The sequence below is a fragment of the Candidatus Rokuibacteriota bacterium genome (assembly GCA_016209385.1).
In the GTDB taxonomy this organism is placed as follows: domain Bacteria; phylum Methylomirabilota; class Methylomirabilia; order Rokubacteriales; family CSP1-6; genus JACQWB01.
In genome coordinates this window covers 1-21,416 of the sequence record JACQWB010000092.1, presented here as the reverse complement: position 1 = coordinate 21,416, position 21,416 = coordinate 1, and the positions used below count along the sequence as shown (strand labels likewise).

23 protein-coding genes are annotated in these 21,416 nt (G+C 68.4%); 3 read left to right on the top strand and 20 right to left on the bottom strand.

The genetic code is table 11. The annotated features are described in order from the left end of the window. Positions 1–73: 73 nt before the first annotated feature. Positions 74–628: a 16S rRNA (guanine(966)-N(2))-methyltransferase RsmD gene (gene rsmD, locus HY726_06415; protein ID MBI4608619.1), complete on the bottom strand. Its 555-nt coding sequence runs from the start codon at positions 626–628 to the stop codon at positions 74–76. An 80-nt stretch (positions 629–708) separates the two neighbouring features. Continuing rightward, positions 709–2,772 carry an ATP-dependent DNA helicase RecG gene (recG, locus tag HY726_06410; GenBank protein ID MBI4608618.1) on the bottom strand — a complete coding sequence of 688 codons (2,064 nt, stop codon included), beginning with the start codon at positions 2,770–2,772 and terminating at the stop codon, positions 709–711. A gap of 158 nt (positions 2,773–2,930) precedes the next feature. Here recG and HY726_06405 point away from each other — a divergent pair, with 158 nt between their 5' ends. Beyond that, positions 2,931–3,122, top strand: coding sequence for a 50S ribosomal protein L28 (locus HY726_06405; protein MBI4608617.1), 192 nt, complete (start codon positions 2,931–2,933; stop codon positions 3,120–3,122). A 230-nt stretch (positions 3,123–3,352) separates the two neighbouring features. Here the strand turns inward: HY726_06405 and HY726_06400 are convergent, their stop codons facing one another. The 8 genes from HY726_06400 to queA all read right to left on the bottom strand — a co-directional run bounded on the left by HY726_06400 (position 3,353) and on the right by queA (position 12,537). Beyond that, positions 3,353–4,264 (bottom strand): hypothetical protein, encoded by a 912-nt coding sequence (locus HY726_06400; GenBank protein ID MBI4608616.1) that lies wholly within the window; start codon positions 4,262–4,264, stop codon positions 3,353–3,355. A 320-nt stretch (positions 4,265–4,584) separates the two neighbouring features. Then, a complete protein-coding gene (locus HY726_06395; GenBank protein ID MBI4608615.1) occupies positions 4,585–4,962 on the bottom strand; it encodes a metallopeptidase family protein in 378 nt (125 codons plus the stop codon). Between the two features lie 51 nt (positions 4,963–5,013). Continuing rightward, a complete protein-coding gene (locus HY726_06390) occupies positions 5,014–7,167 on the bottom strand; it encodes a bifunctional (p)ppGpp synthetase/guanosine-3',5'-bis(diphosphate) 3'-pyrophosphohydrolase (GenBank protein MBI4608614.1) in 2,154 nt (717 codons plus the stop codon). A 134-nt stretch (positions 7,168–7,301) separates the two neighbouring features. Then, positions 7,302–8,240 (bottom strand): protein translocase subunit SecF, encoded by a 939-nt coding sequence (gene secF, locus HY726_06385; GenBank protein MBI4608613.1) that lies wholly within the window; start codon positions 8,238–8,240, stop codon positions 7,302–7,304. Positions 8,241–8,243: 3 nt separating this feature from the next. Then, complete coding sequence (gene secD / locus HY726_06380) at positions 8,244–9,860, bottom strand: protein translocase subunit SecD (GenBank protein ID MBI4608612.1); 1,617 nt, start codon at positions 9,858–9,860, stop codon at positions 8,244–8,246. Positions 9,861–9,875: 15 nt separating this feature from the next. Beyond that, entirely contained in the window at positions 9,876–10,217 is a 342-nt protein-coding gene (gene yajC, locus HY726_06375) for a preprotein translocase subunit YajC (GenBank protein MBI4608611.1), read from the bottom strand. Between the two features lie 3 nt (positions 10,218–10,220). Then, on the bottom strand, positions 10,221–11,375 hold the full coding sequence (gene tgt, locus HY726_06370) for a tRNA guanosine(34) transglycosylase Tgt (protein ID MBI4608610.1): 1,155 nt from the start codon (positions 11,373–11,375) through the stop codon (positions 10,221–10,223). Positions 11,376–11,508: 133 nt separating this feature from the next. After that, positions 11,509–12,537, bottom strand: coding sequence for a tRNA preQ1(34) S-adenosylmethionine ribosyltransferase-isomerase QueA (queA, locus tag HY726_06365; protein ID MBI4608609.1), 1,029 nt, complete (start codon positions 12,535–12,537; stop codon positions 11,509–11,511). Between the two features lie 371 nt (positions 12,538–12,908). On the opposite strand from queA, the gene HY726_06360 reads away from it, so the two are divergent. Next, positions 12,909–13,397, top strand: coding sequence for a GNAT family N-acetyltransferase (locus tag HY726_06360; protein MBI4608608.1), 489 nt, complete (start codon positions 12,909–12,911; stop codon positions 13,395–13,397). Between the two features lie 109 nt (positions 13,398–13,506). On the opposite strand, the gene HY726_06355 is transcribed toward HY726_06360, so the two are convergent. The 6 genes from HY726_06355 to HY726_06330 all read right to left on the bottom strand — a co-directional run bounded on the left by HY726_06355 (position 13,507) and on the right by HY726_06330 (position 17,238). Continuing rightward, positions 13,507–13,842: a tRNA-binding protein gene (locus tag HY726_06355; protein MBI4608607.1), complete on the bottom strand. Its 336-nt coding sequence runs from the start codon at positions 13,840–13,842 to the stop codon at positions 13,507–13,509. Continuing rightward, the gene (locus tag HY726_06350) at positions 13,839–14,864 is read right to left on the bottom strand and encodes a SpoIID/LytB domain-containing protein (GenBank protein MBI4608606.1); all 1,026 of its coding nucleotides are present in this window, start codon (positions 14,862–14,864) and stop codon (positions 13,839–13,841) included. The genes HY726_06355 and HY726_06350 overlap by 4 nt, the downstream gene beginning before the upstream one ends. An 83-nt stretch (positions 14,865–14,947) precedes the next feature. After that, a complete protein-coding gene (locus HY726_06345; GenBank protein MBI4608605.1) occupies positions 14,948–15,133 on the bottom strand; it encodes a DUF2905 domain-containing protein in 186 nt (61 codons plus the stop codon). Positions 15,134–15,211: 78 nt separating this feature from the next. Beyond that, positions 15,212–16,243 carry a Holliday junction branch migration DNA helicase RuvB gene (gene ruvB, locus HY726_06340; GenBank protein MBI4608604.1) on the bottom strand — a complete coding sequence of 344 codons (1,032 nt, stop codon included), beginning with the start codon at positions 16,241–16,243 and terminating at the stop codon, positions 15,212–15,214. A 321-nt stretch (positions 16,244–16,564) separates the two neighbouring features. Continuing rightward, the gene (locus HY726_06335; GenBank protein MBI4608603.1) at positions 16,565–16,993 is read right to left on the bottom strand and encodes a type II toxin-antitoxin system VapC family toxin; all 429 of its coding nucleotides are present in this window, start codon (positions 16,991–16,993) and stop codon (positions 16,565–16,567) included. Beyond that, positions 16,990–17,238 carry a ribbon-helix-helix protein, CopG family gene (locus HY726_06330; protein ID MBI4608602.1) on the bottom strand — a complete coding sequence of 83 codons (249 nt, stop codon included), beginning with the start codon at positions 17,236–17,238 and terminating at the stop codon, positions 16,990–16,992. Before HY726_06330 ends, HY726_06335 begins: the two co-directional genes overlap by 4 nt. A 300-nt stretch (positions 17,239–17,538) precedes the next feature. Here HY726_06330 and HY726_06325 point away from each other — a divergent pair, with 300 nt between their 5' ends. Beyond that, positions 17,539–18,117 (top strand): Uma2 family endonuclease, encoded by a 579-nt coding sequence (locus HY726_06325; protein MBI4608601.1) that lies wholly within the window; start codon positions 17,539–17,541, stop codon positions 18,115–18,117. Between the two features lie 16 nt (positions 18,118–18,133). On the opposite strand, the gene HY726_06320 is transcribed toward HY726_06325, so the two are convergent. The 4 genes from HY726_06320 to HY726_06305 are packed head-to-tail and all read right to left on the bottom strand — an operon-like array spanning position 18,134 to position 21,025. After that, on the bottom strand, positions 18,134–18,784 hold the full coding sequence (locus HY726_06320; protein MBI4608600.1) for a Holliday junction DNA helicase RuvA: 651 nt from the start codon (positions 18,782–18,784) through the stop codon (positions 18,134–18,136). Next, positions 18,781–19,275: a crossover junction endodeoxyribonuclease RuvC gene (locus HY726_06315; protein MBI4608599.1), complete on the bottom strand. Its 495-nt coding sequence runs from the start codon at positions 19,273–19,275 to the stop codon at positions 18,781–18,783. Before HY726_06315 ends, HY726_06320 begins: the two co-directional genes overlap by 4 nt. 7 nt (positions 19,276–19,282) lie before the next feature. Continuing rightward, entirely contained in the window at positions 19,283–20,035 is a 753-nt protein-coding gene (locus tag HY726_06310) for a YebC/PmpR family DNA-binding transcriptional regulator (protein MBI4608598.1), read from the bottom strand. Between the two features lie 6 nt (positions 20,036–20,041). Beyond that, positions 20,042–21,025 (bottom strand): acyl-CoA thioesterase, encoded by a 984-nt coding sequence (locus HY726_06305; GenBank protein MBI4608597.1) that lies wholly within the window; start codon positions 21,023–21,025, stop codon positions 20,042–20,044. Between the last annotated feature and the right edge of the window lie 391 nt (positions 21,026–21,416).

Here is a 21,416-nt window from a genome sequence, read left to right as displayed (position 1 = left end):
CTCCTCGCCTGCGGCTCGTCGGGAGCCGCTCGGCTCGAACTGCCACGCTCCCTCCCAAAAAGCGACGCTGATCTTACTCCCCCGCGCGAAAGAAAGTCAAGGTCGTTTCGCCGAATCGCCGGCGCTTGAAGGCCTCGAGCGACCCGAGGTGCCCGGGCAGCGCCGCTTTCGTCAGATGCTGGACCACGACCAGGCCACCCGGCGCGAGTAGCGCCCCGTCGGCGAGGCGCGCCAGCGTCTCCCCCGCGAGGCCGCTCGCGTACGGTGGATCGAGGAAGATCGCCTCGAAGCGCGCGCCCTCCCGCCTGAGCAGCTCCACGGCAGCCAGTGCCTCCCGCCTGAGCACGCGCGCCCGGTCCGCAAGGCCGAGCAGCTCAAGGTTTCTGTTGAGCGCGGCCACGGCGGCACGGTCGGTCTCGACGAACACGCACACGGCGCACCCCCGGGAGAGGCCCTCGATCCCAACCGCGCCCGCGCCTGCGAAGAGGTCGAGGAAGCGGGCGCCCGCCAGCCACGGCGCCAGCGTGTCGAGGCATGCGATCCGGACCTGGTCCGCGGTCGGGCGGCTCCTCCGCCCCCTCGGGGCGGTCAGCCGTCGCCCTTTGAACTCGCCGGCGGCGACGCGCACGACCCTCGCTCTAAGGGTCGGCTCCGCCGACCCGCTCGGGTGCCCGCTGAGGAAGCTCGCTCCGCTCGCGCATCTCCGGGCTAGCCCGCGGCGGCCAGGGCGAGCTTGCCGCGCCAGCGCGCGAGCAGCGCTTCGCGGAGCGCACGGTGCTCGGGTTTGACGAGGCTCGGGTCGTCCTCGACGAGCGCGAACGCTTCCTGCCGCGCCTCCTCGAGCACCGGGGCGTCGCGCAGGAGGTCGGCGACGCGAAACTCGGGGAGCCCCGACTGGCGGGTGCCGAAGAACTCGCCGGGGCCGCGCAGCTCGAGGTCGACCTCCGCGATCCTGAAGCCGTCCTGGCTCTCGACCAGGGCCTCGAGCCGCCGGCGGGCGTCGCCGCCGAGGGCGCCAGCGGTCACCAGAACGCAGTAAGACTTCCAGGGCCCGCGCCCAACCCGTCCCCGGAGCTGGTGGAGCTGGGCCAGGCCGAAGCGCTCGGCGTGCTCCACGAGCATCACCGAGGCGTTGGGCACGTCGATCCCCACCTCGATCACGGTCGTCGACACCAGGATCTGGATCGCTCCCGCCTTGAACTCACGCATGACCGCTTCCTTTTCGGCGAAGCTCATCCGGCCATGCAGGAGCCCGACGCGGTGCCGGGAGAAGACCTCGGTCGCGAGCCGCTCCGCCATCTCGCTGGCGGCCTTGAGATCGGTCGCCTCGGATTCCTCCACGAGCGGGTAAACCACGTAGGCCTGCCGTCCCTGGTCCAGTTGCGCCTGGAGGAAGGTATAGATCTGGGCCCGCCTGGCCTCGGCGCGGAGGACGGTGACGACCGGCTGCCGCCCCGGGGGCATCTGGTCGATGACGGAGACGTCGAGGTCCCCGTAGAGGGTCAGGGCCAGCGTCCGGGGGATCGGCGTGGCCGTCATCACCAGGAGGTCCGGGTGCTCGCCTTTGGCGCGCAGCGTCGCGCGCTGGAGCACGCCGAAGCGGTGCTGCTCGTCCACGACGGTGAGCGCGAGCCGATGGAAGGCCACGTGCTCCTGGATGAGCGCGTGGGTCCCCACGAGCACGGAGATCGCGCCCTGCGCCACGGCATCCAGCAGCGCGTCACGCTCCCTGCCCTTCACCCCGGAAGTGAGGAGGGCGACCCTGATGTCGAGGGGCGCGAGCAACTCCCGAAGCGTCAGGAAGTGCTGCTCCGCGAGGATCTCGGTCGGGACCATCAGCGCCGCCTGAAACCCCGCCTCCACGGCGGTCAGGACCGCCAGGGTCGCCACGATCGTTTTCCCCGACCCCACGTCACCCTGGAGCAGCCGGTTCATCGGGAACGGCCGGGCGAGGTCCTGCCTGATCTCTTCCCACACGCGCTCCTGAGCAGGCGTGAGCAGGAACGGGAGCGACGCTCTCAGCCGGGCGGCGAGCCGCCCCGGCGGCCGAATGGCCACTCCCCGCGCCCGCCCCTCGCGGTGGCGTCGGATCGCCAGGCCGAGCTGGAGGAGGAGGAAATCCTCGAACACGAGCCGGCGGCGGGCTGCGGTGAGCACGGCGGCGGCGCGCGGGAAGTGGATGGCCTGGAGGGCCTGCGGGCGCGGCAGAAGCTTTCGTCGCGCGCGAATCGCCTCCGGCAGGTTCTCGGGAGCATGGTCCGCGTAGGACTCGACCACCCGCCAGAGGAGCGCCCGGAGCTGGCGCTGACCGAGCCCTTCGGTCAGGCGATAGATCGGAACGAGGCGGCCCGTATGAATCGTGTCATCGTCCCCTTCCTCCACGATCTCGAAGTCGGGGTGTTGGAGCTGGAGCGGGCCATCCCGGTAGCGGAGCACCTTCCCGTAGAGGATCAAGCGCTGGCCCCGCTTGAGGACCTTGTCCAGGTACGGCTGGTTGAACCAGACCGCGGTGAGGTAGCCGGAGCTGTCGCGGAGGAGCGCCGAGAACGGTGCCTTCGCCCTTCCGCGCGGGGGCGGGCTCAGGCCGACGATGACGCCGGAGCAGGCCTGGGCGCCCCCCGGGGCCAGGGAGCGGAACGGGGTCAGGTGGCTCCGGTCCTCGTGACGGCTGGGGGCGAAGAAGAGCGCGTCCTCCACCGTGACCAAGCCGAGACGGGAGAGGAGGCGGGCCCGCTGGGGGCCGACCCCTTTCAGGTACTGGAGGGAGGTCATCAGGCCTCCGACAGCCTCAGACGGCGGGCGACTCGGTCGCGCCAAGCGGTTGCCCCTCGCCGCGGTTTATGCTATAAAAGTGTGTCGGTCTCAGCAACCCGCTTCCACGCCGTTACCGAGTCGTCCATACGGCATCGCCGTGATTGCAGGGAGCTTCGATGGCGAAGCGGTGTGACATTTGTGGTAAAGGCCCGGCCGTCGGCCACCGGATCAGCCACGCCCATAACCTGACCCGGCGGCGCTGGCTCCCTAACCTGGTGTCGATGCGCGCCTTGGTGGGCGGCCGTCCCCAACGGGTCAGGGTGTGCACGCGCTGCCTCAAGGGTGGAAAGGTAACGAAACTCGTCTGAAAGCGACCCCTCACCCCGCCCTTGCCTCCGGCGGAAGCGGGCAGGGTGAGGGGCGATGAGTGCCGGTGGGAGGCCGCCACCCCCCACCGATGGGTACTGCCGCTTACTTCTTCTTCTTGGCCTTCTTCTTCGCCATTCAGCTCTCACCTCCTTTCTCACCCGTCGCCTGTTAGCGTCTCTTTTTCTTGGCCGCCTTCTTCTTCGCCATGCTCGTATCACCCCCTTTCCGCTCAGTACCCCACCGCCTCCCGTCTCAGGTACTGGGCCTGTTCTCGCCCCCTTCGCTCGTAGCGGAAGAGGTCGACGTAGAGTTGGGGGAGGCAGACGACGGACAGCCCGCCCTTCTCCATCGGCGCGTAGAACACCCCGTGGTCGTAGGGCGCGAGGATGTGGACGTTGCCTTCCCCCTCTCCCGGCCGGAGCCCCAGCGCCCTGGCGAGGGCGGCGGCGTCACCGTCCAGGTAGCAGTGAATCGCCGGGAAGCGAATGTTGGAGGCAACGAGGGCAGCACCCGAGTGAAGGGTGAAGGCGTAACGCCGCCGTTCGGCTTGGGCCCAGGCGGCGATGTCGGCCATCAGCCGTCGCGTGATCCGCTCCGGCGAGAAGAAGGCGGCGACCCCGTTCTGCCGGTACGTGTAGGCCTCGGCCCAGGTGTCCAGGAGTTCGCCGGGCTTGACCAGCCGGATCCGCTGCTGGTCCCCTCGCTCCACCCACGCCAGCTCCTCGAGGCGCTTCACCACGTTGTGCGCGTGGCCGAGGCTCACCCCGGCGGCCTGGGCGAGCTCGCCGAGCCGCCACGCGCGCTGCGGATCCACGAGCAGCACACGAACCACACGCGAGGCGCGCGGGCCGAAGAGCGACTTCAGGGGGCGGGTGGACGGGTGAACGTTCGGTTTTCCTTCCTTCTCGATGTGAACGTTTTCGAAGGCGAGGTAGCAGTTTCCGGAAAGGTCCAGGTACCCGAGCCCGTTCCGCCGGAGGATGGCGGCACTCTCGGGGCTGATGTAGCCCGACACGGCCACGGGGTAGGCCTCGGGAAGCTCCCGGCGGATCTCGTTTAACCGGGTAATGGCCTCCCGGATCTGCTTCGGCTGACCGAGCCCGGCCACCTCGAGAACGAGCGTGTGCTCTTGGTCTTTCATCCGGAATTTAGCAACCAGATCAGGCGGTTGGCTCCCAATCCGGTTGCAGGGAACCTCTTCCCAGCCTCTGGCTGTCGGAAAGAGATCTCGGAGCCGCTGGGCGGCTGATCTTCGGATTTCCTCCCTCTTAAGCATCCTTTCACTTGCACCATACGTTTCAACATCTGCTGAAACGTTAGGAGAAGATGAAACCCTTGTCAAGCAAAAAACTTCGGGCCGGGAATCCGGTTTGATCAGGACGGAAATGAGGTCACCGAAACCGCGGTTCGGAAGGTGCCTAGAACACCGGCGCGCTCGGACGCACACTCGGAAGAAACGGACTATTCGTCCTCGGCTTCTTCGATCTCTTCCATCCGCGCGTCGTCGAGACCGAAGTAGTGGCCGATCTCGTGAATGACGACGTCGCGCACCAGCTCGACCATCTCCTCCGAGTCTTCGCAGTCCTCCTCGATCGGGCCCTGATAGATCGTGATCGTGTCGGGGAGGACGTTCCCGTACGACGAGTCCCGGTGCGTGAGATCGATGCCCCGATAGAGACCGTAGAGCGTGTCGGGGGGCTCGATCTCCATCTCGGCGAGGGTCTCCGGATCCGGCCAGTTTTCGACGACGACGGCGATGTTCTTGAGCTTCCGCTTGAAACGGCGGGGGAGCGACCGGAGGGCCTCCTCGACTAGGGCTTCGAACTCGGCTCGGGTCATGGGCACGGATCTGGGGCGACGTCCGGCCGACGGAGCGAGGGTTGGTCGGGCTCAGAGCCCCCGGACGCGCTCGACGTTGATGACGTCCTTGACCTCGCGGATGGCCTGCAAGATCCCCTGGAGCTGGGCGAGGTCAGCGACCTCGACGACGAAGTGGTTGATCCCCTTCCGGTCCTCGGTGACCGTCACTTCGGCCTTGGTGATGTTCCCGTGCTTCGAGGAGATGGCCGCAGAGATCTCGGCCAGGAGCCCCGGGCGATCGCGCCCGATGTATACCGCGATCTTGACCGGACGGGTGGCCGGCTCGGCGACGTCCCACTCGACGCTGACCATGCGCTCCTTGTCGAGGACCTGGCGGGCCACGGTCAGACAGTCGCGCGTGTGCACCGTGAGGCCGCGGCCGCGCGTGATGAACCCCACGATGTCGTCCCCGGGAACCGGCGCACAGCACCTGGCGAAGCGGACCAGGAGGTCCTCCACGCCGCGGATCTTCACGCCCCCCGCCGGCCTAGCGGGCTTGGCCACCTTGGCGGGCTTGACCTCGTGAGCGCGCTCGGTTTCCAGAACTTCTCCGGGGGCCAGCCTGCCGAACACCTGGTGGACCGACGTCTTGCCGTAGCCGATCGAGGCCAGGAGCTCCTCCACGGAGGGGAAGCCCAGATCAGTCAAGAGCCGCCTCATCTCCTCGGAGGCCAGCAGGTTCGCCGGCGACAGGCGGTACTTCTTCGCCTCCCGCTCGAAGAGCTCCCGCCCGAGCGCCAGCGAGCGCACGCGCTCCTCCGCCTTGAGCCACTGGTTAATCTTGGATCGAGCGCGCGAGGACTTGACGATCTTCAGCCAGTCGCGGCTCGGGTGCTGGGTGGGCGAGGTGACGATCTCGACGATGTCGCCCTGACGGACCGTGTAGCGGAGCGGGACCAGCTTCCCGTTGACCTTGGCCCCCACACAGTGGTGGCCCACCTCGGTGTGCACGGCGTAGGCGAAGTCGATCGGGGTGGCGCCCTCGGGGAGGGCCTTGACGTCGCCCTTGGGGGTGAACACGTAGACCTCATCCGGGAAGAGGTCCACGCGGACCGACTCCATGAACTCGCGCGGGTCCTTCAGCTCCTGCTGCCACTCCATCAGCTGGCGAAGCCAGAGAAAGGCGCTGTCGAACTTGTCCTGCTCGCTCCTGCGCTCCTTATACCGCCAGTGGGCGGCGATCCCCTCCTCCGCGACCCGGTGCATCTCCCAGGTGCGGATCTGGATCTCGACCGGATCTCCCTTGGGCCCGATGACCGTGGTGTGGAGGGACTGGTACATGTTCACCTTCGGCATCGCGATGAAGTCCTTGAACCGCCCCGGCACGGGCTTCCAGAGCGAGTGAATCACCCCCAGGATGCCGTAGCAGTCCCGGACCGTGTTGACGATCACGCGGACCGCGGTGAGGTCGTAGATCTCGTCGAACTCGCGCCCCTGGTCGTGCATCTTCTTCCAGATCGAGTAGAAGTGCTTGGGGCGACCGCGTATCTGGGCCTCGATCCCCACCTCGCGGAGCTTTCGCTCCAAAATGGCGATGACCTGGTTGATCTCCGCCTCCCGCTCGAGGCGCCGCTTGGCCACGCGCTTCTGGAGGTCGATGTAGTCTTCGGAGTGGAGGGCGCGGAGGGCCAGGTCCTCCAGCTCGGCCTTGACCTTGGACATGCCGAGCCGGTGGGCGAGCGGCGCGTAGATGTCCAGGGTCTCCTGCGCCACCTTCGCCCCCCTCTCCGGGGGGAGGTAGTCGAGCGTGCGCATGTTGTGGAGCCGGTCGGCGAGCTTGATCATCAGCACCCGGAGATCCCGGGCCATCGCGACCAGCATCTTGCGGAAATTCTCGGCCTGGCGCTCCTCCCGCGACGAGAAGGCCAGCTTGCCGATCTTGGTGACGCCGTCGACCAGCTCGGCGATCTCGGGGCCGAACTCCCGGGCCAGGTCTTCCTTGGTCGTCTGGGTGTCCTCGAGGACGTCGTGGAGGAGGCCCGCCGTGATCGTCGTGGTGTCCATCTTGAAGTCGGCCAGGATGGCGGCCACCTCCATCGGGTGCGAGACGTACGGCTCGCCGGAGGCCCGCTGCTGGCCCCGGTGCGAGAACTCAGAGAAGTGGTAGGCGCGCCGGAGCACTTCCAGGTCGGCGCCCGGCTGGTACTTGGGGATCTCCTCGATCAAGCTCTCTAAGCGCGTCAATCCAGGCCCTCGCGCGGTTGACCTTTAATAATGCCATAAAATCACGCGGTTGCCACGGATCTTTTGGACCCCCGGACGGGCAGCACCTCCCGGGGAGGGGGGCTCACGGAACGTGCGGGATTCGCTCGGGGCGATCAGGCCTTGGCGACGGCCTTCTTCGGCCGCCGGGCGCGGGCTTCGGCCCAGGCCATCCAGTCCACGATGAGGGCCCCGGCGATGTAGATGGTCGAGTAGGTGCCGGTGATCACGCCAACCGTGAGCGCGAAGGCGAAGTCCTCCAGGACCTTGCCGCCGAAGAAGAGGAGCACCCCCGTGGCCATGAACGTCGTCAGCGCGGTCAGCACGGTCCGCGAGAGGGTCTGGTTGATCGCGGTGTTCATCTGCTCCGCGAAGGGGATCCCCTTCCGCACGCCCTTGCCCCGGTTCTCGCGGAGCCGGTCGTAGGCGACGATGGTGTCGTTGACCGAGTAGCCGATGATCGTGAGGAAGGCGGCGAGCACGGGGAGCGAGATCTCCCGCTCGGTGAGCGACATGGCGCCCATGGAAACCAGCACGTCGTGGAACACGGCCACGATGGCGGTGACCCCGCCCTTGAAGTCGAACCGGATGGCGATGTAGATCAGGATCCCCACCAGGCTGGCGAAGACTGCGTAGACCGCCTGAATCTGAAGGTCGCGGCCGACCTGAGGCCCCACGAACTCGACCCGCCGGATCTCGGCCTTCCCGAGCTGTGCCTCCGCGGCGAGCGCACCCTCGACGCGGCGCGTCACCTCCTCGGCGGGCACGTCGAGGAGGGGGAGCCGGAAGATGAACTCTCTCGGATCCCCGAACTCCTGGATCACGCTCTCGCCGAGCTTGATCCGGTCGAGCGCGGTCCGGATCACGTCGATCGGCGCGGCCTTGTCGAAGCGGACCTGGATGAGGGTACCACCCGAAAAGTCGATCCCGTACCGGAGCCCGCCTTTCACGGCCACCGAGAGGAGACCGATGGCGATGAAGACCGCCGAGAGGAGGTACGCCCACCGGCGCCGGCCGATGAAGTCGAAGTCGGAGTCTCTGAAGAGTTGCCACATGGGCTAGATCGAGAGGGACTGGAGCCGCCGCCGGCCCATGTAGAGCAGGTCGAAGACGAGCCGCGTGAAGAACACGGCGGTGAACAGGCTGGCGAGGATGCCGATGGCGAGCGAGACGGCGAAGCCCCGGACCGGGCCGGTCCCGAACTGGTAGAGGATCGCGGCAGAGACGAGCACGGTGATGTGGGTGTCCACGACGGTCCTGAACGCCCGGGAGAAGCCCGCGTCGATGGCAGCCCGCACCGTCTTGCCGGCGCGGAACTCCTCGCGGATCCGCTCGAAGATCAGGATGTTGGTGTCCACGGCCATGCCGATCGTGAGCGCGATCCCCGCGATCCCGGGGAGCGTCAGGGTGGCGTGGAAGCCGGCCATGGTGGCCAGCAGGATCAGGAGATTCAGGCCGAGGGCGACATCCGCGACGAGGCCGGAGAGCCGGTAATAGACCAGCAGGAAGGCGAACACCACCAGCGACGAGGCGATGATCGCGATCATTCCCTGGCGGATCGAATCGACCCCGAGCGATGGCCCGACGCTCCGCTCTTCCAGGATCGCCACCGGCGCCGGGAGCGCCCCCGCCCGGAGGACGATGGCCAGGTCCGTGGCTTCCTCGACGGTGAACCCGCCGGTGATCTGGGCGTTGCCGGAGGGGATCCGCTCGCGGATGACCGGCGCCGAGTAGACGTTGCCGTCGAGGATGATCGCGAGCCGCCGCCCCACGTTCTGGTCGGTAACCTCGCCGAACACCCTCGCGCCGGTCTTGTTCAGCTCGAGGGAAACGTACGGCTCGCTCGTGGTCTGGTCGATGGACACGCGGGCCATGGCGAGGTCCGCGCCGGTGAGGAGGGTCTTCTTCTTCAGCACGAAGGGGGCCCTGCGTTCCTCCTTCGTCTTCCGATCGACGACGCGCTGCCAGAGCACCTCGGAGCCGTCGGCGGGACCATCCCGCAGCGCTCGCTCCACGTCCGCCGTGTCGTCCACGAGCTTGAACTCCAGGAGGGCGGTCTTGCCGATGAGCGCCTTCGCCCGCTCGGGATCCTTGACGCCGGGGAGCTGGACCAGCATCCGGTTCTCCCCCTGCCGCTGGATGGTCGGCTCAGCGACGCCGAACTGGTCCACGCGGTTTCGGATCGTCTCGAGCCCCTGGCGGACGGCGAGGTCCCGCATCGCCGCCGCCTCGCGCTCCTTGAGGCCCAGCACGATCCGTCCCGCCGCCTGGTCCGCGCTCCTCCGCTCGAAGGCCTGGAACTCGCCGAGCACCGTCAGGGCGCTGCTCCAGGCCTGAGGGTTGGCGAGCTGAAGCACCAGCTCTGAGACCCCCTGCCGGTTGAGTTGAGCCACACCGACACCCTTCCGCTCGAGAGTGGCGCGAAGGTCTGAGGCGGCGCGCTCGACCTGGGCCTCCAGGGCCTTGTCTACTTCCACGCCCAGCACGAGGTGGATCCCGCCCTGCAGATCGAGACCGAGATTCAGGGTCGCCGGGAGGCGGCCGCGACGGCCAGGGTCCGAAAGCCGCGGTCCGTAGAGGTATTCACGGAGACCCGGCGGCGGGTAGAGGTAGACTACCGATCCGACGATCACGACCAGGACGATGGCGATCCGGAGCCAGAGGTGCCTGCGCATGGCCACGCCCGCCCGCTACGCGTCCTTGCCGGACTCGGTGACGACGACGCGGTTGATCGCGCCCCGGTCGACCTCCACCTTGACCTGGTCGGCGATCTTCAGGACCGCCGTGTGCTCGTTGAGACCGACGATCGTGCCGTGGAGGCCGCCCGTGGTCACCACCCGGTCGCCCTTCCTGAGGCTGCCCAGCATCCGGTCGCGGTCCCGGCGCTGCTTCTGCTGCGGCCGGATGAGGAGAAAGTAGAAGATCGCGAAGATGGCCGCGAAGAAAAGGATCTGGGTGACGGCCGCGGACGCGCCACCGCCGGGTGCCTGGCCAGCGGCGTACGCGAGGTCGGCGGCATAGGCGAGATCCATGCGTCAGGCCTCCGTGTCTGCCAGAGTCTCGGGCGAGCCGCCTTCGCATGATACCCCATACCGCGCCAAAAACCGAGCCCTGACTGTTTGAAACGTCCCCTCCGCGATCGCCGCGCGCAGCCGGGCCAGCAGGGTCTCGTAGAAGTGGAGGTTGTGGAGGGAGAGGAGGCGGGGCGCGAGGAGCTCCCGGGCGAGGTAGAGATGGCGCAGGTAGGCGCGCGAGAAGGTGCGGCACGTGTAGCAGCCACACTCCGGATCGGGCGAATCGAGGTCGCTGGCGTACCGAGCGTTCTTGATGGTCACGACACCGGCGCCGGTGAACAGCTGCCCGTTGCGGGCGTTCCGGGTGGGGAGGACGCAGTCGAATAGGTCCATGCCCCGCGCCACCGCTTCCACCAGGTCCGGCGGCTTCCCCACGCCCATCAGGTAGCGCGGCCTGTCAGCGGGCAGGAGCCCACCCGCCAGCTCGATCAGGTCCAGCATGAGCGGCTTGGGCTCGCCGACCGCCAGCCCGCCGACCGCGTAACCGTCGAAGCCGAGCGCGCCGATCTCCTCGACCGCGCGACGGCGGAGGTCCGCGTACACCCCACCCTGAACGATCCCGAAGAGCGCCTGGCGCCCGCTGCCCGGGTGGACCGCCCGGGCCCGCGCCGCCCAGCGGAGCGTGAGCGCCAGCGAGCGCTCGGTCTCGGCACGCGAGGTCGGCTGGGCGAGGCACTCGTCGAGGGGGTGCACGATGTCGGCGCCGAGCGCCTGCTGGATCTCGATGGAAAGCTCAGGCGTGAGGATGCGCTCCGAGCCATCGAGGTGGGAGCGAAATCTCACCCCTTGGTCCGACACCTTCCGGAGCCGAGCCAGGCTGTAGACCTGAAACCCGCCAGAATCCGTCAGGATCGGCCCCTCCCACGCCATGAACCGATGGAGCCCGCCCAGGTCGCGGATGACCGCGTGCCCCGGGCGGAGCCATAGGTGGTAGGTGTTGGCCAGGACGATCTGGGTCCCGATGGTCTTGAGGTCGTCCGGAGTCAGGCCCTTCACGCTCCCCTGAGTCCCCACCGGCATGAAGGCCGGCGTCTGGACGGCGCCATGAGGGGTCGTGAGCCGTCCGAGGCGCGCGGCTCCGTCGGTCTTGAGAACTTCGAACTTGACCGCAGTCATAGGCGCCCCCGCCGGGCCGAGAACCGAGCAGCCCTAGGACGCAGGGAGGAGCCGACCGCAGGCGTATGCTGTTGTACGTTGAGGATCGGCGACGACTGAGGACGACGGGATGCGACGGTTATCGGCACGGCGGTCACAGGACGAGCATGGCGTCGCCATAGGAGTAAAAGCGATAGCCCGCGGCCTCGGCGTGGCGGTAGGCGGCCAGGACCAGCTCCCGTCCGGCGAACGCGGAGACGAGCAGGAGGTGCGTGTAGCGCGGGAGGTGGAAGTTCGTGATCAGGGCGTCAACGACCTTGAAGGCGTGGCCCGGGTAGATAAAGAGGTCGGCGAAGCCCGAGACCGGCGACACGCGGCGGTTCGGGTCCGAGGCCCACTCGAGAGCGCGGACGACCGTGGTGCCGACGGCGACCACGCGGCGCCCATCGCCCCTGGCGCGGTTGACCGCCCTCGCGACGGCTTCTGTCACTGCCACCTGCTCGGCCGGCATCGGATGCTTCTCCACCTCTGCCGCTCGGATCGGGCGAAAGCTCGCCGGCCCCGCGTGAAGGGTCAGCGCGTGGACCTCCACCCCGCCAGCCCTGAGCTGATCCATGAGCGCCGGCGTGAAATGGAGGCCCGCCGTCGGAGCCGCGAGGGAGCCGTCGTGGCGGGCGTAGACGGTCTGGTAGCGCTCCCAGTCCTCGGCGCCAGGCTTCCGGTGGCGGCGGATGTAGGGCGGCAGAGGCGGCAGCCCGTGGCGCTCGAGGAAATCGCGGGCCGAGCCGACGCCGGACACCTCGACGACGCGGCGGCCTTCCGCGCCCGCCTCGACAACTCGCGCCTCAACGTCCGCGAGCACGATGACCGCGCCCGGACGGCAGCGCTTGGCAGGGCGGGCGAGGACCTCCCATCGGCCCGGGGCCAGCTCCCTGAGGAACAACAGCTCCACCTGGGCCCCGCCCGGGAGCGTCCCCGGCAGGCGTGCCGGGATGACGCGCGAATCGTTCACCACCAGGCAGTCCCCTGCGCGCAGCAGCGCCGGCAGCTCCGCAAACACGCGGTCCTCCCACCGACCCGTCGCGCGATCGAGGACCAGGAGGCGCGAGGCGTCCCGACGTTCCGCGGGATACTGAGCGATCCGATCAGGGGGAAGCTCGTAGTCGAACAACGCTAGATCCATTCCGGCCTCGCCTCGTGAGTGTCGTCGCCTGCGGCTCCTCCGGACTCCCTCGGCTCGAACATCCAACTCGGGCCTCGCCTCGTGACGGGCCTGCCTCACGGCATGGCCGACGCCCCTCGGCTCGAATATCAAGTCGAGTCTCAAGCCAGGCGCGCGGGCTGTCAAGCGGACTCCCCCAGGCGCCCGGACCGCGGTTGTCGCCCGCGGCGCAGCGGCGGTAGAATCGCCGACGTGGATGTTCGAGCCGAGGGGCTCCCGACGAGCCGCAGGCGTGGCAGTTCGAGCCGAGACGCTTCGGCGCCGGCAGCTGTATCGCCGGCGCCAGCGACGAGGCGAGGCCGGGGTGAATAGGCCACGAGGCGAGGGCTGAGATGACGACTTCCAGTCCGGAGCCGGTGACGCTCGTTCAGGCGGAATCCGCCGAAGACCTCGTACGCGCTCGCGAGCTGTTCGTCGAGTACGCGGCGTCGCTCGGGCTCGATCTCTCGTTTCAGGACTTCGCGCGGGAGCTGCGGGACCTCCCCGGAGACTACGCGCCACCGCGCGGCCGCCTCCTCCTGGCCGTTCCGGACGCCCAGCTCGCCGGATGCGTGGCGCTGAGGCCACTCGCGGACGACGCGTGCGAGATGAAGCGGCTCTACGTGAGGCCGGCGTTTCGAGGCATGGGGCTCGGCAAGCGGCTGGCCACCGCCGTCATCGACGAGGCGCGCCGGATCGGCTACCGGCGGATGCGGCTCGACACGCTTCCGTCGATGACCGAAGCGATCGCCCTCTACGAGGCGCTCGGCTTCAGGCGGATCGAGCCGTACCGCTATAACCCCGTCGAGGGCGCGATCTTCCTGGAGCTCTCGTTGAGGTGACGCGCTAGCCGCGTGTCGGAGTAATGCCCTTCGAGCGCGGGCTTCGCCCGCGCAAGCGATTCCCTGGGGGAGGCCTCGGAGGGGGCCGTCGAGACCCCCTCCGATTGGGCTAGCCGATCTTGCTCCCCGGTGTCACGGGAGAATCCGGGCGGAGGAGCACGACCTCTCCGCGCTCGGTGTAGGCACCCATCACGAGCAGTTCCGAGACGAAGGGCCCCACCTGCTTCGGCGGGAAGTTCACCACGCAGACGACCTGGCGGCCGATCAGCTCCTCGACGCGGTAGCGGTGGGTGAGCTGGGCGCTCGAGCGCTTGACGCCGAGCGGGCCCAGGTCCACCCAGAGCCGATACGCGGGCTTCTTGGCCTCGGGAAACTCCTTGGCGTCCACCACGACGCCGACCCGCATGTTCACCTTCTCGAAGTCGCTCCACGCAATCGTCTTCACGGGAGGCTCGAGAATGTCGCGCCCGGGTAGTAGAACTTCAGGATCTGGCGGTAGCGGTGCCCCTGCTCAGCCATGGCCTTGGCGCCCCACTGGCTGAGCCCCACGCCATGGCCGTACCCGCGACCGACGAAGCGGGCATACTTGCCGTCTACGGCGACAGCGAAGAAGGTGCTCTTCAGGCTGTCGTTGCCGACGAGACGCCGAAAATCGGTGCCCCTGAGCACCGCGGTCCCCCGGGTCCCATGAACGGCCAGGCGCACCACGCGGAGCGAGGGCCCGCGCTCCAACACCTCGATCCGCACGACGCTGCCCACCGCGACGCCTCCCTTCCTGAGGAGGTCGGTCAGCTGCGAGAGCGGCAGGTCCAGGCTCCAGGAGTAGTGGGGCGAGGTCCCCGAGAAGTCGTCGCGCACGGGCTTGAGGGCCGGCATGTTGTTCGCCTCGAAGACCCGCCGCGGATCCTCCGTGTGGCCGCCGCTCTCGGTGTGGTAGAAGGCCGGGAAGAGCTGCCCCTCCCAGAGGAGGACTTCGCCCTCCGTCTCCTTCACCGCGAACCAGACCGGCGAAGCCGGGGGCACGCGACCGGCGTACTGCTGGTGGGCGGTCGTGGCAACCAGGTGAAAGGGTTTGGCGACGTTGAGCTTCCGGTGATAGGCGGCGTACGTCCGCGCGACGACCGCCTGGGCTTTGAGCATCTCGAGGGGCCACCTGTCCGAGGCCTCGGCCCTGAGCACGCCGACCAGGTACTCCTCGAGGGGAAGCTCGTTGACCACCGCGAGCCCGCCGCCGTTTCTCAGGATCTCGAGAATTCCAGGATACTCGCGCCCGTTCACCCTCAGGCCGCGACTCCCCTCGGGTCGGAGCCGCACCGCCTGGAGGCGGCGGCCTTCTGCTTCCACGCCGCCATCTTTCAGCGCCGCGCGGACCTTTGACAGGAGTCCGTTAACCACGGGCCTGTCGGCGAGATCGGTGACGCGTATCGGGCCACCGCTGACCTCGACGCTTAGGACGCCGTCGGCCACTGCGATCCTGATGAGCCCGTCGGCGAGGGCAGGCGTCGCGCCGACAGCGAAAAGGGCGAGCAGCGTCAGCGGGAGGAGACGCCTCAGCGGCGCCAGAAGAAGGAGAGGAGCAGCGTCAGGACGATCGACATCACGATGGACGTCGTGAGAGGGAAGTAGAAGCTCCAGTTCCCGCGCTGGATGTAGATGTCGCCGGGCAGTCGTCCGATCCATGGAATCTTTCCGCCTACGTTCCCCAGCAAGATCAGGATTCCCCCCAGAACTATCATGAGGACCCCGAAACTCACGAGAAATTTCCCGAGGCCGCCGAGCCCGAAGCTGGCGGGGTCGAACACGATGGGGTCCTCCTACAGCGGAAGCTGCCCCTGAGGGCCGGGGCTCGTCGGGACTGGGTAGTTCAGGTGGCTGTAGGCCTGGGGCGTCGCCCGGCGCCCGTTAGGGCTCCGGACCAGGAAGCCGATCTTCAAGAGGTAGGGCTCGACCATCTCCGCCAGGGTCTCGGCCTCGTCGTTGATCGTGGCCGCTACCGCCTCGATCCCCACGGGCCCGCCGCCGTACTGCTCGATGATGGCTTTCAGGAAGCGCTGATCCAGCCGGTCGAGCCCCCGGGAATCCACGCCCTCGCGCTCCAGGGCGTCCTCAGCCACCACCCGGGTGATCACGCCGTCTCCCTTGACCTGGGCGTAGTCCCTCACGCGGCGCAGCAGGCGGTTCGCGATCCGGGGCGTTCCCCGCGAGCGCCCCGCGATCTCGCGGCTCCCCTCCGGCTCCACGGGCGCGCCCAGGATCGACGCCGAGCGCGCGATGATCTGGCAGAGCTCGTCCTCCGAGTAGAAGTCGAGGTGGTGGAAGATCCCGAAGCGGTCCCTGAGCGGCGACGAGAGCATGCCCGGCCGCGTGGTCGCCGCGACGAGCGTGAAGGGCCGGAGCGCGTAACGGAGGCTGCGGGCGTGGAGGCCCTTGTCGATGACGAAGTTGACGACGAAGTCCTCCATCGCGGGGTAGAGGAGCTCCTCCACCTGGCGCGGGAGGCGGTGGACCTCGTCGATGAAGAGGACGTTGCTGGCGTCGAGGTTGGTGAGGATCCCCATCAGGTCGGCGCCCCGCTCGAGGGCGGGCCCCGACGTCGCCACGATCTGGGTCTCCATCTCGTTGGCGAGGATGTGGGCCAGGCTCGTCTTCCCGATCCCGGGCGGGCCGTAGAGGAGGACGTGGTCCAGGGTCTCCCCGCGCGCCCGGGCGGCCTGGATCGAGACCCGCAGGCTCTCGACGGCCTCCCGCTGACCGACAAACTCGTCCAGGCGCTGCGGCCGGAGCTGGCGCTCGACCTGCACCTCCTCGGGCAGCGCCAGGCGGCTCAGGATCCTCGCCTCATCCATTCAGCCCTCGCCTCGTGAGGGTCGGCTCGAACTGCCACCCCTGCGGCTCGTCGGGAGCCCCTCGGCTCGAACATCCACTCGGGCCTCGCCTCGTGGCTCTCCTCGCCTGCGGCTCGTCGGGAGCCCCTCGGCTCGAACATCCATCCCGCTGTCCCTCAACCGCTCGCATTGTAACCTCAACCGAGCCCGTTTCGGACCCTCTAAGAGGTCACCCTCCAATGAACGAGCGAGCCGACGCGGCGAGGCGCCGAGCCGAGTACGGATGTAAGGCCAGGGCGAGGTTTGGGATGGGGCCGGGAATCCGATGGCGGCCCCTGAGGTTCACGCGAGGGGGTTTTCCCAGCGAAGCCCGGGGAATCGGGCAAAGTCCCCATCGGTTGAGCAGAGAATCAGGCCGTGCTCGACGGCGAGCGCGGCCAGATGCGCGTCAGCGACGAGGTTCGGCCGTTGTGCCGACGTCTCGATGAGCCGTCCCAGTACCTCGCGGTGGCTTTCGGTGGGCTGAGGGATCCAGGCCGGCGGTCGGTCGAGCCACTCCTGAACCTGCCTCCACGCATCGGGGATGGGCCGTGGGCGCTCGAAGACCCGCGGGTTAGCGACGAGCCTGATAAAGCTGAAGAGGCTCGGCCACGGGAGCCCGACCGGCGCGGTTCCGTTCAAGCGCTCGTCGAGCCAGGCCCGCGCCGTCTCGTGCTGCGGCAAGCTACTCGTGGTCGCGTAAACGAGAAGGTTCGCGTCGACGAGAATCACCGGAAGGCCCTGCCTTCCGCGATGTCAAGCACCTCAGCGACGTCGTCGACGTTCCCCACGAGGCAGCGACCCAAGTCCACGCCGGGCGTACAATAACCGACGGATGGTCGGGGCTGCTCGGTCATCCGGCGCAGCCCTTCACGGAGCGCCTGGTTGACGACCTCCTTGAGGCTCTGCTTCCGACGGGCGAGAATCCGCCTGAGCAGAGCTGCGACATCCTCGTCGAGCGTCAGCGTCGTTCTCATTGAGGCTATTATAGGGGTTGATGTATTGATGTCAATTGTTTGATGTTAGATACACCTACTTCGGCGGACTGCCGATTTATGCGGCCCAACCCACTATTACCAGGTTCTGAGGACGAACCTTGAAATTCCGAGGTCCAGAAGATCTGCTGGACGTGATCGAGACGAAGGGCCGTGAAGTCACGGAGGTGCTGAAGGCGCTGCGCGCTCCAGCCGCCGCTGGCTTAGGCGTTTCTCCCGTGTATCCGTAGCGGGACATTGACGAGCGGGGAGCGCCTGGCTACAGTGTCAGCGAGGTAGGCGATGAGCGAACCGACGATCCAGACGCAACGGCTGAGCCGCGTCGAGTATGAGCGGATGATCGAGGCCGGCATCCTCGACGAGGACGCGCGGATCGAGCTGCTCGAGGGGCAGCTCGTCGTCCGCGAGCCGCAGGGAAGCCCGCACGCCACCGCGATCCAGCTTGCCGCCGAGGCGCTCCGGGTCGCCTTCGGGCCGGGCTGGAGCGTGCGGGTCCAGCTCCCTCTGGCTCTCGATGAGCATTCCGAGCCGGAGCCCGACGTCGCCGCGGTGCCTGGCGCGCCGAGGGACTACCGGGAGGCGCACCCCTCCCGGCCGGTCCTTGTCGTCGAGGTCGCCGGGGCGAGTCTGGGCCTCGATCGCACCGTGAAGGCCGGGCTCTACGCGCGGGCTGGCGTGCCGGACTACTGGATCGTCAATCTGGTCGATCGGGTGCTTGAGATCCGGAGAGAGCCAGCGGCGAGCGATTTACATCCGCTCGGCTGGGACTATCGCCTCGTCACGGTCCTGGAGCCAACGGCCGCGGTCTCGCCGCTGGCGGCGCCCACGGCAGAAATTTCCGTCGCCGATCTCCTACCGTAGCGCGTACGTTCCCCTCTCAGCCCTTCCGTCCCCGGTAGATCTCGTCGAACAGCTCCTCGGGCGTCTGGATCCCCGGCCGGCGGCGGAGCGCCTCGGTGATGAGCTGGCCCGCCTCGCTCGGCCGGTGGCCGAGCTGCTTGACCAGCACCTCCCAGACCAGGCTCTTCACGCTCTCCTCGTCGGCGGCGGCCTCGGGTCCCGGCTCGGGCTCCGGCGCCCCCGGCTCCTTCATCAGCGCGAACTTGGCCACCTTGGTCTGGAGCTGGGCGACGATGTTCTTGGCCTTCTGGGGGCCGATGCCGGGGAGCCGCCGCAGGTACTTCTCGTCCTGGCGCGCGATGGCGGCTGCCAGGTCGGCGACCGGCACGGTCAGCGAGCGCGCGGCGACCAGCGGGCCGATGTCCTTGACCGTGATCAGCTTCTCGAAGAACTCCTTGTCCAGCTCGGAGAGAAAGCCGATCAGGACGGGGCGCGGCTGGTCGCGCGTCGCGTGGTAGTAGATCACGAGCTGGAGCTCGCTCGCCCCGTCCCCGTCGTCGGCCACGGCCTGGCTGATCGCCCTGAGCGCGACCGGCGGGAGAATCACCTCGTAACCGACGCCCGCGGACTCCACGATCACCCGATCCTCCAGCTTCCGCCTGAGCCTGCCCCTGAGGGAGGCGATCATCGCGGCGGGCGGCCGAGCGCCCTCGAGAGACCGGTGGCTGCAAGCCCGAGAGCGTCGGCCACGTGGGACGGGCGAGGCAGCTCGGCCAGGCCGAGGAGCCGTTGGACCCCGCGCTGGACCTGAGCCTTGGACGCCGACCCGTTGGCCGCCACCATGCGTTTGACCTCGGCGGGAGCGAGCGGCACCACCGGGACCTCACGCTCGCGGGCCGCGAGACAGATCACCCCCCGCGCGTGACCCATCAGGATCGCGGTGCGGGGAAACTTGTACTCGCTGTAGAGATCTTCGACCGCGAGGAGCGTCGGCGCGAAGCGGTCGAGAAGCTGGAGAACGGCGTCGTGCAGGGCTTTGAGCCGTCCTTCGAGAGGGGCGGTTTTGGGGGTAGCGATCAGGCCGGCGTCCACGACGACGAACCCGGCGCGCCCGGCCTCCAGCACGCCGTAACCCGTCTCGACGAGGCCCGGGTCCACCCCCATGACCCGGAGCCCCACCGCCGGGTCAGGCAGCAGAGATGGCCTCCATGACCTCGTCCGGAATGTCGTAGTTGGCGTAGACAGCCTGGACGTCGTCGTCCTCCTCCAGCGTCTCCATCAGCCGCAGAACCTGCTGGGCGTCCTTACCCTCCACGCGGACCGTGGAGAGCGGTACCAGGGTCACCTCAGCCTCCAGCACCGGTACGCCCCGCTGCTCGAGGGCCTGACGCACCTTCTCGATTTCATCAGGATGCGTGGCGATCTCGTAAGCTTTTTCGACGCGACGCATGTCGGCGGCGCCGACCTCCAGGGCGATCGTCAGCAGATCGTCTTCGCCGATCCGGCCGGCATCCACCTGGATCAGGCCCTTCCGCTCGAACATCCAGCTCACGCACCCCATGCTGCCCAGGTTGCCCCCGTGCTTCTCGAAAAGGTGACGGACCGCCGCTCCGCTCCGGTTCTTGTTGTCCGTCAGGGCCCGCGCCATGATGGCTACCCCCCCGGGACCGTACCCCTCGTAGGTGACCTCCTCGAAGCTCTCGCCGGGGAGCTCCCCGGTCCCTTTCTGGATCGCCCGCTTGATGTTCTCCGCGGGCATGCTGGCAGCCTTGGCGGCCTCGATGGCGGCCTTGAGCCGCATGTTGACCTTCGGGTCGCCGCCCCCGGATCGCGCGGCGACCGTGATCTCGCGGATCAGCTTGGTGAAGAGCTTCCCGCGCTGCTGGTCGGTCTTGGCCTTCTTCCGCTTGATCTGAGCCCAACGCGAATGACCCGACATCGGCCCTCACCCCCTCTCGGCGGCAATCGCCGCCTTCAAGCGCTCGACGCGGGCGACCCGCGCCTGCCGGCGGACCAGCGCAGCCTCCCAGCGCCGCTGCTCCCCCGGCCCCTCGGGCGTGAAGAACGGGACCGGCTCGGGCTCGAGATCGCGCCCCAGGTGAACGAAGGTCAGGAACGCCGTGCAGGTGTGCCGGACCTCGCCGGTCAACGGCGCCTCGGCGAGCACCTTGACCCCCACCTCCATCGAGGTCCGCCCCACGTGGTTCAGCCCGGCCTTGAGCACGATGATATCGCCTACGCGCAGCGGCGAGTAGAAGTCGAGAGCATCCATGGAGGCCGTCATCACGAAGCCCCGCGTGTAGCGAACGCACAGGATTCCCCCCGCCTCGTCGATCCCCATCAGGAGCTTGCCCGGGAACATGAAGTTGCCGAAGAGGGCCTCCTCGGGGAGAACGACCCGCGTGGACTCGAACCGCCAGCGCGGCGGATTCGGCTCGTCCTGCACCTCCTTGATCCGCTCGGCCTTCAGCCCGAACCGCGCCACGCGCTCCTCGCGGCGCTTCCGCGCAGTCTCGACCAGGTTCGCCTCCTCCGCCCCGCGCGGCTCGATCTTGTCCGCCACCGGGCGGGGCCGGGCCTGCTCGTCCACGCACACGAAGACCAGGTGCGAGCTGAGCGTGACCGCGCGCTCGCCGGTGGCCGGGTTCTCCGCATAGACGCGGACCCCCACCTCGAGAGACGTCCGGCCGACGTACTCGACCTGGGCGCGCAGAATGGCGATCTGCCCGACCCTCACCGGGTGGAGGAAATCGATGTCGTCCATCGCACCGAGAGCCACGGTACCGCGCGCGAAGCGGGCTGCTGCCATGGTCCCCACGGTAACGATCCACTCCATCATCCGACCACCGTGGATCTGTCCCGGCGCCCCCGCGTGCTGCGGGAGGACGAACTGGACCATCTCGGTGGCGGTGTCGCTGATCGAGGGCATGCGGGTCCTCTCAGATTGCGTCCGGATTGTGTTCTCTTTCTAACACGGACCGGCAGGCAAGTCCAGCGACGGCCGCCAAACGACGCGAGCGATGGACCACGCGCCCCGCTCGGAGCGTCTCGGAGTAATGCCCTTCGAGCGCGCACCCGCTTCGCGGGTACCCGGCCCGCGCAACCAACTCGGGCCTCGCCTCCGCGTGATTTGCTCGGGCCTCGCCTCGTCGCTGGCGCCGGCGATGAAGCTGCCGGCGCCGAAGCGCCTCGGCTCGTACATCGACTCGGGTATCGCCTCTTGTCGGGCCTGCCTGCGGCAGGGCCGACGTCCCTCGGCTCGATCTGCCACCGCCTGCGTCTCGTCGGCAGCCCCTCGGCTCGATCCACCTTCCTGTGGG